Source organism: Vogesella alkaliphila (genome assembly GCF_014652475.1).
Taxonomy (GTDB): domain Bacteria; phylum Pseudomonadota; class Gammaproteobacteria; order Burkholderiales; family Chromobacteriaceae; genus Vogesella; species Vogesella alkaliphila.
In genome coordinates this window covers 349,614-361,717 of sequence record NZ_BMYW01000002.1, presented here as the reverse complement: position 1 = coordinate 361,717, position 12,104 = coordinate 349,614, and the positions used below count along the sequence as shown (strand labels likewise).

Sequence of the window (12,104 nt, the reverse complement as noted above, 5' to 3'; positions counted from 1 at the left end):
GGGCAAAAATGATGCACGAACTGGCCTTGGAGTTACTACGCCAAGGCCATGAGCCATTTGTCATTGCTCCGGGGGGGCATCAGAAGCATAGCTTGCTCGAAGATACCATAGATGGAATTCCTATTCTTCGTTTCCGGAGTGGTCCGGTAAAAGACATCTCCAAGGTGAGAAGAGTTATTAATGAATCCCGTTTGTCAAGAAGAGCGTGGGGAGCGACAAAAAAGCAAGTCCAATCCAAGAAAATTGATGGCATCGTTTATTACTCCCCATCTATATTTTTTGGTGGACTGATAAAAAAAATAAAATCCACTTGGAGCTGCCCTTCTTTCTTGATTTTGCGGGATTTTTTCCCGCAATGGGTCATTGATAACGGAATGATCAAAGAAGGGTCTCTAATCGCCCGCTACTTCCGCCATCATGAGAGGAAGAGTTATGAAGCTGCGGATCATATTGGTTTGATGTCTCAAAAGAATCAAACTTTTTTTCAAAGTCATCATCCAGGGTTAATAACCTCCGTCCTCCCTAATTGGGCAAGCTTGGAACCTTCACCAGCCCCAACTCGGGAAGAGAGTTTCCGTGAAAAGCTGGGGTTGCTAGATAAAACCATTTTCTTTTATGGTGGAAATATTGGTCATGCACAAGATATGAGCAATTTGATGCGATTGGCATTGTCAATGAAGGGCGACTCGACTTCACATTTCCTTTTTGTTGGTCAAGGAGATGAGGTTGAGCTTGTCCAGAATTTCATCCAGGAAAAGGCCCTAAACAACGCCACCTACCTTCCACCAATATCGCAGGAGGATTTCAAAAAATTGCTTCACGAGGTGGACGTAGGGCTATTCAGTCTTTCTCGTGATCATAAAGCGCACAATTTCCCTGGTAAGCTCTTGGGCTATATGGTCAACAAGATCCCAATTCTCGGAAGTGTGAACCCGGGCAACGATCTGCTAGACATTATTCTGCAGCATGATGCAGGTTTTGCATTTGAGAATGGGCAAGACGAGCAACTTCTCCAGTCAGCCAGACTATTGGCCTCTAACTTAGAGACCAGGAAGCGTCTTGGTGAAAATGCAAGAAGGCTTCTTGTTGAGCATTTCTCAGTAGAGTCGGCCGCCAAGAAAATCGTTGACCACCTCTCTAACCATAGGCAACTCCTGATTTGAACCACTAGATCGCATATCTGTGATCTGCTCCCCTTAGGCCTTACCAATCGAAAGGAGAGAGAAGTCCGTCTCCGAAGGAGAATGACGGACATGAAGAAGAGTAGATTCACCGAAGAGCAGATCAGCGGTTTTCTCAAGCAGGCGGAACTGGGCATGGCCATCAAGAAGGTCTGCCGTCAGGGCGGCTTCTCTGAGGCTACCTTCTACAAGTGGCGAAGCCGATACGGCGGCTGAATGTCGCCGAACTTCAGTGCTTACGAGATCTAGAGGCCGAGAACGCCCGCCTCAAGAAGTTGCTGGCCGAAGCCCATCTGGATATTGAGCCCTCAAGGTGGCCTTCGGGGTAAAGCATTAGCCCCGCCGGCCAAACGGCAGGCCATCAGTATCATGCTGGCCAGCGGCCTGACGCTATCCGAGCGCCGGGCCTGCCGGCTTGTGGGGCTCTCCCGAGATGCCTGGCGGCATCCGCCACAAACAGATGCGCTGACGTGTCAGCTGACGGCACGCATCATCGAGATCGCGCTGACTCGCCGCCGTTTTGGCTACCGGCGGGGGTATGACCTGCTGCGCGCCGAGTTTCCCATTATCAATCACAAGCGGGTGTACCGCTTGTGCCGCGAGCCAGGGCCTGGCCGTCAGGCGACGCAACCGTCTGTGCAAGCTGATTGGCGTGCGTACGCCATTGCAAGCTGCCACGCAGTTGAACGAGGTATGGAGCATGGATTTCGTCAGCGACCAGTTGCCCTGAGGCCGGCGTTTGAAATGCCTGACGGTAGCCGATGACTTCAGCCACGAAGCGGGGCAGATTGCGGTAGATTTCTCGATGCCCGGCCAATACGTTCCGCGCATGCTAGATCAGATTGCACAATTTCGCGGCTATTCATCCGCGGTCAGGACGGATAACAGGACAGAATTCACCAGCCGGGTCTTCATGAGCTGGGCGCGAACGCATGGCATCCAGCATATACTGATCCAGCCGGGCCGGCCGATGCAGAACCGGTACATTGAAAGCTTCAATGCCAGATTCCGTGATGAGTGTTTGAACGAACACTGGTTTACCAGCCTGCGCCATGCACAGGTCGTGATCGAAGCCTGGCGGGAGGAGTACAACAACGAAAGGCCAAAGAAGGCCCTTGGCGGCTTGACGCCGGCGGCCTACGCCAAATCACTCGCGGAGAAATCAGGTAAATTAAGCTCGGACTCTAAAGCGCTCTGCTACTGAAAACGGGGGACGTCGCATAGACACCGCCACTTTCTAGCCAGGCCTGTTTGATTTGCCCCAGCAAACGCTGGTCTTCGCGGGCGCGGGGCGAATGCGGGGACGCTTTCCTGGCGTAGTAGCCACTGGGATGCACAAACATGACACGACACAGGCGTCGGACTGGAAACAGCTGCTCGTAGGCCCGGATGAAGGCATACCTTACCCGGACTCTTTGGCAAAGTATGCGGCGGCCTTTTTTAGGATGTCGCGCTCCTTGGTGACCCGTTTCAGCTCTGCCTTGAGGCGGTGAATTTCGGCTTGCTGGTCCGCTGATTCGACCGGCTTGGCACGCTTGGGGTCGTAGCGTTTCAGCCATTGATACAGGCTGTGGGCAGATACGCCGAGATGGCTGGCGACTTCGGCGACGGGGTAGCCGCGTTCAGTGACCTGTTTGACGGCTTCGATCTTGAACTCTTCGGGGAAACGCTGCCTGCTCATGACTCCTCCTTGTAGGGCCAAGTGTGAGGCTCACGAGGTATCTAGGAAAGGAGGGGCGATTCAAAAATGTGTTAAAATGATGGCATAGTTATTGTTTGATTTGTGGAGTGCTTGGTGAGTAAAGCTCTACTTATGTAGAGTCGGATGTTCGGTAGCTTTCTAGCTGACTCTGCAGGTTGGCTGCAGCCCTATGGGGTAGTTGAGCTTAATATGTTATTGTATTTAATTGTGGCTTGAATTTCAATTGTTACAAATATTAATAATTTCTGAGGAAATTAACATGTTCATCAGCTTATTCTTTGGAGGGCTGACGGTTGCCATGCTTACAGCGATTGCAATTATCCGCAGTGCTCATCTACATGAGCACTTGTCTATGGATGGCGATCTGTCCGGTCCACAGAAATTTCACACCACCCCCACCCCCCGGGTGGGGGGGGTGCCCATCATGGCCGGTTTGATGTTGGCGGCGGCCGTAGCTTGGTGTGAGGGTTTGTCAGAAATTGCTACTTTGCTGCTGGCTGGTCTGCCGGTATTCTTGGCCGGTTTAGTCGAGGATTTGACCAAGCGGGTACGCCCACTATACCGCTTGTTGTTTGCTTTTGTGTCCGCCGCCATGGCTGTGTGGTTGTTGGGGGCAGTATTGCCGGTACTCGGCATTGCTTGGCTGGATGAAGCCTTGACGGCACTGCCTTGGCTGGCGTTGTTGGTCACGGTATTCGCCGTGGGTGGGGTGTGCCATGCCACGAATATTATTGATGGCTACAACGGGCTGATGGGGGGAGTAGCCATGACGATGGCTGCGGCCTTGGCCTATGTGTCTTTTGCCGTGGGCGACACAGCGCTACTGGCCATTTCCGTCTCCATGATGGGGGCTATTTTGGGTTTCTTGGTGTGGAATTTTCCGCGCGGGATGATCTTTGCGGGTGATGCTGGAGCTTATCTGATTGGCTTCTTGCTGGCCGAGGTATCGGTGTTGCTGGTGGTTCGCCACCCTGGCGTGGTGTCCCCGTGGTTTCCCATGCTGCTGATGATTTATCCGGTATTTGAGACGCTCTTTTCTATCTATCGCCGTAAAAAACGTCAAGCAGCAGCTGGTCTGCCCGATAGTATGCATTTTCACCAGATGGTTTACAAGCGACTAGTGCGGTGGATGGTAGGTAAGCGCGAGGCCAAGCATCTGCTGCGCCGTAACAGCCTGACGGCCCCGTACTTGTGGAGTGTTGCCTTGTTCTCTGTAATGCCGGCAACTTTATTCTGGCAATATGAATGGGTGTTGCAGCTGTGCTGCGCCCTGTTTGTGCTGATGTATGTGTGGCTGTATCGCCGAATCGTGCAGTTTCGCGCTCCGCGTTGGTTGGTGCTGCGTCGTGTCGAGAGTGATGCCCGCTCCAAGCTGATTGTCCGCTCCCGCTAGTTGTTTTTTCCACCCGACGTCCCCACCGTATTGAGTAGCACGTGACTTTAAGAGTCCAATTCACCATGACAAAGAGATTGGACATAAAGAAACAATTCACCGAAGAACAGATCATCGGCTTCCTGCGCGAAGCAGAAGCCGGCATCCCGGTTGCCGAACTATGCCGCAAGCACGCCTTCTCGGAAGCCAATTACGACCTCTGGCGCAGCAAGTTTGGCGGGATGAGTGTGTCGGAAGCCAAGCGCCTTAAGGAACTGGAAACCGAGAACGCACGACTGAAGAAACTCCTGGCCGAGACGATGCTAGAGAACGAAATTGCCAAGGAAGCCCCCCGAAAAAAGTGGTAAGCGCACCGTCACGGCGGGAACTGGTGCACCACCTGGTGGAAAAGGGCTCAGTGAGCGTCGATCGCTGCGTTTGGCTGGTATCAGCCCCAGTTCATTCCGTTACCAGCCCGCCACCGACCGCAATGCCACCTTGGAAGCGAAGATCATCGCGCTCGCGCAACGTCACCGGCGCTACGGCGCTGGCATGTTTTACCTGAAGTTGCGGCAGGCTGGCATGGCGTCAATCACAAACGGGTGGATCGACTCTATGCCGAGGCGGGTCTGCAAATTCGCCGGAGGAAGCGCAAGAAGGTACCGGTGGCAGATCGTCACCCGCTGGCCCGCCCCTTGGCTGCCAATCAGGTCTGGTCGATGGATTTCGTGTCCGACCGGACGGCAGAGGGTCGTGTCATCAAGAGTCTGACCGTCGTCGATGACGCAACGCACGAGGCGGTAGCCATTGTGCCGGAGCGGGCGATGAGTGGCCTGCATCTGACGCGCATCCTCGACCAGCTGGCGCAGACACGTGGTTTGCCAAAAGCGATCAGAACGGATAACGGCAAGGAATTCTGCAGCCGCGCCATGCTCACCTGGGCGCATGCCCGCGGTGTTCAGCTCTTCCTGATTGAGCCCGGCAAGCCCAATCAGAATGCGTATATCGAATCGTTTAACGGGCTCCAGGATGGGGGCCTGAACGAGCACTGGTTCACCAGCCTGCGCCATGCGCAAGTCGTGATCGAAGTCTGGCGTAGGGAATACAACAACGAAAGGCCCAAGAAAGCCCTGGGTGGTTTGACGCCAGCAGCCTACGCCAAATCACTCGCTGAGAAATCAGGTAAATTAGCCTCGAACTCTAAAGCCCTCGGCTACTGAAAACGGGGGGGCGTCGGATTTATAAAAATTCGATCGTGCTTGCTCTTGAAATCCCCTCATTGCGTCCCTACCATTAGCACTCGCAAGCGCCGAGTGCCAGTCGCTCGGTCAATCTGCTGATTTGATAGGTATCCATCTTTCAACAGCCACTGCTATTAGGAGAGATCAATGGCAATTCGTCCTTTACACGATCGTGTTGTTATCAAGCGCCTTGAGGCTGAAGAGAAGACAGCTTCCGGCATCGTTCTGCCTGGCGCCGCTGCTGAAAAGCCGGACATGGGCCAAGTCGTTGCTGTGGGTAATGGCAAGATTCTGGAAAACGGCGAGCGTCGCGCACTGGAGCTGAAAGTCGGCGACAAGGTGATTTTCGGCAAGTACTCCGGCCAGACCGTCAAGGTTGACGGCGACGAGCTGCTGGTGATGCGCGAAGAAGACGTGATGGGCATCGTCGAGTAATCCGACCCGTTACCGTTTATTGAACAGAATTCTGGAGATTGAAGAACATGGCTGCAAAAGACGTACGCTTTGGTGATTCCGCCCGCGCCAAGATGGTGGTGGGTGTCAATGTGCTGGCTGATGCCGTAAAAGTGACCCTGGGCCCGAAAGGCCGCAACGTGGTACTGGATCGCTCTTTCGGCGCGCCGACCATCACCAAGGATGGTGTTTCCGTTGCCAAGGAAATCGAACTGAAGGACAAGTTCGAGAACATGGGCGCGCAGATGGTGAAGGAAGTCGCCTCCAAGACTTCCGACGTGGCCGGTGACGGCACCACTACCGCCACCGTACTGGCCCAGGCCATCGTGCACGAAGGCATGAAGTTCGTGACCGCCGGCATGAACCCGATGGACCTGAAGCGCGGCATCGACAAGGCCGTGGTAGCCCTGGTTGGCGAGATCGCCAAGATCGCCAAGCCTTGCGCGACCACCAAGGAAATCGCCCAGGTGGGTTCCATCTCCGCCAACTCCGATAGCGATATCGGCGACATCATCGCGACCGCGATGGAAAAAGTGGGCAAGGAAGGCGTGATCACCGTTGAAGACGGCAAGTCGCTGAACAACGAGCTGGACGTGGTGGAAGGCATGCAGTTCGACCGCGGCTACCTGTCCCCGTACTTCATCAACAACCAGGAAAAACAGATCGCCGCACTGGACAATCCGTTCATCCTGCTGTTCGACAAGAAGATCTCCAACATCCGCGACCTGCTGCCGGTACTGGAGCAGGTGGCCAAGTCCGGCCGTCCGCTGTTGATCATCGCCGAAGACGTGGAAGGCGAAGCGCTGGCCACCCTGGTGGTGAACACCATCCGCGGCATCCTGAAAGTGGTTGCCGTGAAGGCGCCAGGCTTCGGCGACCGCCGCAAGGCCATGCTGCAGGACATCGCCACCCTGACCGGCGGTACCGTGATCGCTGAAGAAGTGGGCCTGACCCTGGAAAAAGTGACCCTGGAAATGCTGGGCCAAGCCAAGCGCGTTGAAGTGGGCAAGGAAAACTCCACCATCATCGACGGCGCCGGTGACGTTGCCGCCATCCAGGCGCGCGTGGCCGAGGTTCGCCAGCAGATCGAAGCCGCGACTTCCGACTACGACCGCGAAAAACTGCAAGAGCGCGTGGCCAAGCTGGCCGGCGGCGTTGCCGTGATCAAGGTTGGCGCTGCCACCGAAGTGGAAATGAAAGAGAAGAAGGCCCGTGTCGAAGACGCGCTGCACGCGACCCGTGCCGCCGTTGAAGAAGGCGTGGTGCCTGGCGGTGGTGTGGCTCTGCTGCGTGCCCGTTCCACGCTGACCAGCCTGGCTACCTCCAACGCCGACCAGGCTGCCGGTGTGAAGATCGTGCTGAAGGCGATCGAAGCGCCGCTTCGCCAGATCGTGCAGAACGCCGGTGACGAGCCATCCGTGGTAGTGAACAAGGTACTGGAAGGCAAGGGTAACTTCGGTTACAACGCGGCGTCCGGCGAATACGGCGACATGCTGGAAATGGGCGTACTGGATCCAGCCAAAGTGACCCGCACCGCACTGCAGAACGCGGCGTCCATCGCCGGTCTGATGCTGACTACCGACTGCATGGTTGCCGAACTGCCGGAAGACAAGCCAGCGATGCCGGACATGGGCGGCATGGGTGGTATGGGCGGCATGGGCGGCATGATGTAAGCAGCCTCGCTTCCGCGAAGCCTTGAAAACCCCGCGCTACGGCGCGGGGTTTTTTATTGCGGCCAACCTTGCGCCAAGGTTGGCCGCATTGTTTTCCGGCGCTGCTCTGGCACAATGGCGGCAATTCAAGGAGATGATCATGCAATTGACGGAATTGCTGGCGGTGCTCGACGCCAAACTGGAGCCGGCCCGCTTCAAGGATTACGCCCCCAACGGCTTGCAGGTGGAGGGGCGCAGCGAGGTCAGGAAGATCGTGACCGGCGTTACCGCCTCGCAGGCGCTGATCGACGCCGCCATCGCGGCACAAGCCGATGCCATCGTGGTGCATCACGGCTATTTCTGGAAAAACGAGGCGGCGCCGATCGTCGGCATCAAGCGCCAGCGCATCGCCAGCCTGTTGCAGCACGGCATCAGCCTGCTGGCCTACCATCTGCCGCTGGACGCCCACCCCGAGCTGGGCAATAACGCGCAGCTGGCGCGGCAGCTGGGCATTGCCAATCCGCAGCCGACCGCGACGGAGCCCCTGCTGTGGCAGGGCGATTGGGGGCAGGGCACGGCGGCCGATTTTGCCGCGCAGCTGGCCAGTCGCCTGGGGCGCACGCCGCTGCTGCTGGGCAACGCACAGCGCCGTGCCCGCCATATCGCGTGGTGTACCGGCGGCGCGCAAGGCTATTTCGAGCAGGCGATCGCGCTGGGGGTGGACGTGTTCATTTCCGGGGAAGTGTCCGAGCAGAACCTGCACCTGGCCGAAGAGACCGGTGTCGTATTTCTTGCTGCAGGTCATCATGCGACCGAGCGTTATGGTGTAAAAGCACTGGGTGAATGGCTGGCTACGCAACATGCATTAAATGTTCAGTTTATCGATCTGTACAACCCGGTTTAATGCGATGTCCATGACGTCAATCAGGTGATTTGTCGTCTATGCGCTTCAAGTTCCATCCGGTAATCAGGTAGAATTACGAGGTTTTAAGTTTAGAGCTCGGTTTCCACGTTTGAGGATGACTGTAATGAGTGAACAACACGTTGACACGGGGCGCCGTCGCTTTCTGACGGTGGCCACCAGCGCGGTTGGTGGTGTGGCGGCAGCCGGGGTGGCTGTGCCGTTTTTGATGAGCTTTGCGCCGTCTGAGCGTGCCAAGGCTGCTGGTGCGCCGGTCGAGGTCGATATCAGCAAGCTGGAGCCGGGTCAGAAGATCAACGTCGAATGGCGCGGCAAGCCGGTATGGGTGCTGTCCCGCACCCCGGAGCAGCTGAAGAACCTGGCGACCATCGAAGGCGAACTGCTGGATCCGAAATCGGAATCGCCGGAACAGCCGGAATATTGCAAGAACGCGACCCGCTCCATCAAGCCGGAGATCCTGGTCGCGGTCGGTATTTGTACCCACCTGGGCTGTTCGCCAACCCATCGCCCGGACATCGCGCCTGCCGATCTGGGTCCGAAGTGGGTCGGTGGTTTCTACTGTCCTTGCCACGGCTCCAAGTTCGACTTGGCCGCCCGTGTCTACAACGGTGTGCCGGCGCCGAAGAACATGGAAGTCCCGCCGCACAAGTACATGTCCGATACCCGTCTGCTGATTGGCGACGACAAATAAGCGAGGGGAGAACACATGAGCAAAGGACAACAACTGCTGAACTGGATCGATGACCGCTTCCCGCTGTCGTCGATGCTGAAAGAGCACGTTACCGAATACTACGCGCCGAAAAACTTCAACTTCTGGTACTTCTTCGGCAGCCTGGCGATGCTGGTGCTGGTGATCCAGATCGTGACCGGCATTTTCCTGACCATGAACTACAAGCCGGACGGCACGCTGAACGGCGCCGGTATCCCGGTGGCGTTCGCCTCGGTCGAGTACATCATGCGCGACGTGGCCGGCGGCTGGGTCATCCGTTACATGCACTCCACCGGCGCCTCCATGTTCTTCGTGGTGGTTTACCTGCACATGTTCCGCGGCCTGATCTACGGTTCCTACAAGCAGCCACGCGAGCTGGTGTGGGTGTTCGGTACCCTGATCTTCCTGTGCCTGATGGCGGAAGCGTTCATGGGCTACCTGCTGCCGTGGGGCCAGATGTCGTTCTGGGGGGCGCAGGTGATCGTCAACCTGTTTGCCTCGATCCCGGTAATCGGTCCGGACCTGTCGGTCTTCATCCGTGGTGACTTCGTGGTCGGCGACGCAACGCTGAACCGCTTCTTTGCGCTGCACGTGATCGCGGTGCCGCTGATCCTGCTGGCGCTGGTGGTGGCCCACCTGATCGCACTGCACGAAGTCGGCTCCAACAACCCGGACGGCGTCGAGATCAAGAAGCTGAAGGACGACAAGGGCATTCCGCTGGACGGCATTCCTTTCCATCCTTACTACACCGTGAAAGACGTGCTGGGTGTGGCGGTGTTCCTGATCGTGTTCTCCGCGATCGTGTTCTTCGCGCCGGAGATGGGGGGCTACTTCCTGGAGCATCCTAACTTCGACCAGGCCGACCCGCTGAAGACCCCTGCACATATCGCGCCGGTATGGTACTTCACCCCGTTCTACGCGATTCTGCGTGCGGTGCCGTCGTTTGCCGGTACCCAGGTATGGGGCGTGCTGGCGATGGGCGCAGCGGTGGTGCTGATCGCCTTCCTGCCGTGGCTGGACAAGTCGCCGGTGAAGTCGATCCGCTATCGCGGTTCCAAGTTCAAGGCCATGCTGGTGCTGTTCATCATCAGCTTCATCGGTCTTGGCATCCTGGGCGCGCTGCCGTCGACCAACGTGCGGACCGTCGTTGCCCAGATCTTCTCTGTGGTGTACTTCGCATTCTTCCTGGCCATGCCGTTCTACACCAAGAATGATGTGGGTTCGACCCCGGTTCCGACTCGCGTCACCATGAGCACGCCTGCCCGTCAGGTACGCTTCGCAGTACTGGTGATCGTGACGCTGGTGGCCGCAACCCTGTTTGCGAAATTCATCTGATAGAGGGGGCACTATGAACAAGACTATTCGTCAACTGATCGCCGCTGTCGCCCTCGTTGTTCCTGCTGCCGGCGCATTCGCGTCCGCGGCCGGTCCGGCGCTGGAAAAGGCGCCGATCAACGTCCAGGACACCGAAAGCCTGCAGCGCGGTGCGCAGATTTTCGTCAACAACTGCCTGTCCTGCCACTCGGCCAGCGCCATGCGCTACAACCGTCTGACCGAAATCGGCCTGACCGAAGACCAGATCAAGGGCAACCTGATGCTGGCGACGGACAAGATCGGCGAGCAGATGAACGTGGCGATGGACAAGAAGGATGCCAAGGTATGGTTCGGTGCGGTACCGCCGGACCTGTCGGTGATCGCGCGTTCGCGTGGCGCCGACTACCTGTACGGCTACCTGCGCGGTTTCTACCGCGACGAGACCCGTCCGACCGGCTGGAACAACCTGGTGTTCGACAAGGTGGGCATGCCGCACATCCTGTGGAACTGGCAGGGTGAGCAGGTGCTGGAAACCGTGAAGAATGCGGAAGGCCACGAAGAGCACAAGCTGAAGCTGGTCAAGGCCGGTACGCTGACCAAGCTGGAAAACGGCAAGGCCAATACCGCCGAGTTCGACAAGCGCATGGCCGACCTGACCAACTTCATGGTGTACATGGCCGAGCCGATGCAGGTCAAGCGCCAGCAAATCGGTTACATGGTGCTGCTGTTCCTGACCCTGCTGCTGCTGCCGCTGGCCTACTTCCTGAAGAAGGAATACTGGAAAGACGTGCACTAAGCGGGTTCTGACAGAAAAAAGGCGATGCTGCGGCATCGCCTTTTTTGTTTGCAATCAATGGCTTGTTAAACTTTTCTGGTAATTGTCAAGCCAAAAGTGCTAAAATTGCCTGTTATTTCATCAATTTGCCCGCTTTAAGGAATCCGATCCGCCATGATGACCCTCTATTCCGGTACTACCTGCCCTTTCAGCCAGCGCTGTCGCATCGTGTTGTTCGAGAAAGGCATGGACTTCGAGATCATCGACGTGGATATCCACAACAAGCCGGAAGACCTGGCTGTGATGAACCCGTACAACGAGGTACCGGTGCTGGTCGAACGCGACCTGATCCTGCATGAGTCCAACATCATCAACGAGTACATCGACGAGCGCTTCCCGCACCCGCAGCTGATGCCGGCCGATCCGGTGATGCGTGCCCGCGCGCGCCTGTTCCTGTTCCGCTTCGAGCAGGAGCTGTTCGTGCACGTCAAGGCGCTGGAAAACGGTGCCAGCGGTAAGGAAGCCACCAAGGCCCGCGACGGCATTCGCGACGGCCTGGTGACCATCGCCCCGATTTTCGCCAAGCAGAAGTTCATGCTCGGCGAAGAGTTCTCGATGATCGACGTGGCGATTGCGCCGCTGATGTGGCGTCTGGAGCACTACGGCATCGACCTGGGCAAGAGTGCGGCGCCGATCCTGAAGTACGCCGAGCGCCTGTTCCAGCGCCAGTCCTTCATCGATTCGCTGACGCCGGCTGAAAAAGCCATGCGCAAGTAAGGAATG

Annotated in this window: 11 protein-coding genes and 2 pseudogenes; 12 read left to right on the top strand and 1 reads right to left on the bottom strand. The window is 57.0% G+C overall.

Features of this window, described 5'->3' with window-relative positions; translation table 11 throughout:
* Positions 1 to 8: 8 nt before the first annotated feature.
* Both IE100_RS04975 and IE100_RS04970 read left to right on the top strand, forming a co-directional pair.
* A complete protein-coding gene (locus IE100_RS04975) occupies positions 9 to 1,163 on the top strand; it encodes a glycosyltransferase family 4 protein (RefSeq protein WP_229800229.1) in 1,155 nt (384 codons plus the stop codon).
* A gap of 90 nt (positions 1,164 to 1,253) precedes the next feature.
* A pseudogene (locus IE100_RS04970) lies at positions 1,254 to 2,385 on the top strand (IS3 family transposase).
* A 16-nt stretch (positions 2,386 to 2,401) separates the two neighbouring features.
* On the opposite strand, the pseudogene IE100_RS16390 reads toward IE100_RS04970, so the two are convergent.
* Positions 2,402 to 2,862, bottom strand: a pseudogene (locus IE100_RS16390) (transposase); the annotation flags it as partial.
* Positions 2,863 to 3,142: 280 nt separating this feature from the next.
* On the opposite strand from IE100_RS16390, the gene IE100_RS04960 reads away from it, so the two are divergent.
* The 10 genes from IE100_RS04960 (at position 3,143) to IE100_RS04920 (ending at position 12,098) form a co-directional block, all read left to right on the top strand.
* Positions 3,143 to 4,276 carry an MraY family glycosyltransferase gene (locus tag IE100_RS04960; protein WP_189373002.1) on the top strand — a complete coding sequence of 378 codons (1,134 nt, stop codon included), beginning with the start codon at positions 3,143 to 3,145 and terminating at the stop codon, positions 4,274 to 4,276.
* Positions 4,277 to 4,341: 65 nt separating this feature from the next.
* On the top strand, positions 4,342 to 4,623 hold the full coding sequence (locus IE100_RS16580; RefSeq protein ID WP_373295296.1) for a transposase: 282 nt from the start codon (positions 4,342 to 4,344) through the stop codon (positions 4,621 to 4,623).
* A gap of 60 nt (positions 4,624 to 4,683) precedes the next feature.
* The gene (locus IE100_RS04955; protein ID WP_373295298.1) at positions 4,684 to 5,475 is read left to right on the top strand and encodes an IS3 family transposase; all 792 of its coding nucleotides are present in this window, start codon (positions 4,684 to 4,686) and stop codon (positions 5,473 to 5,475) included.
* A 168-nt stretch (positions 5,476 to 5,643) separates the two neighbouring features.
* Positions 5,644 to 5,931, top strand: coding sequence for a co-chaperone GroES (gene groES / locus IE100_RS04950; protein ID WP_047966754.1), 288 nt, complete (start codon positions 5,644 to 5,646; stop codon positions 5,929 to 5,931).
* Between the two features lie 47 nt (positions 5,932 to 5,978).
* Entirely contained in the window at positions 5,979 to 7,622 is a 1,644-nt protein-coding gene (groL, locus tag IE100_RS04945; RefSeq protein WP_189373001.1) for a chaperonin GroEL, read from the top strand.
* 139 nt (positions 7,623 to 7,761) lie between these two features.
* Positions 7,762 to 8,505, top strand: a complete 744-nt coding sequence (locus IE100_RS04940; protein WP_189373000.1) for a Nif3-like dinuclear metal center hexameric protein — start codon at positions 7,762 to 7,764, stop codon at positions 8,503 to 8,505.
* A 124-nt stretch (positions 8,506 to 8,629) separates the two neighbouring features.
* Entirely contained in the window at positions 8,630 to 9,214 is a 585-nt protein-coding gene (gene petA, locus IE100_RS04935) for a ubiquinol-cytochrome c reductase iron-sulfur subunit (protein WP_189372999.1), read from the top strand.
* Between the two features lie 15 nt (positions 9,215 to 9,229).
* A complete protein-coding gene (locus IE100_RS04930) occupies positions 9,230 to 10,567 on the top strand; it encodes a cytochrome b (protein WP_189372998.1) in 1,338 nt (445 codons plus the stop codon).
* A gap of 13 nt (positions 10,568 to 10,580) precedes the next feature.
* Positions 10,581 to 11,342, top strand: a complete 762-nt coding sequence (locus IE100_RS04925) for a cytochrome c1 (protein ID WP_189372997.1) — start codon at positions 10,581 to 10,583, stop codon at positions 11,340 to 11,342.
* Between the two features lie 153 nt (positions 11,343 to 11,495).
* Entirely contained in the window at positions 11,496 to 12,098 is a 603-nt protein-coding gene (locus tag IE100_RS04920) for a glutathione S-transferase N-terminal domain-containing protein (RefSeq protein ID WP_189372996.1), read from the top strand.
* Positions 12,099 to 12,104 lie beyond the last annotated feature (6 nt).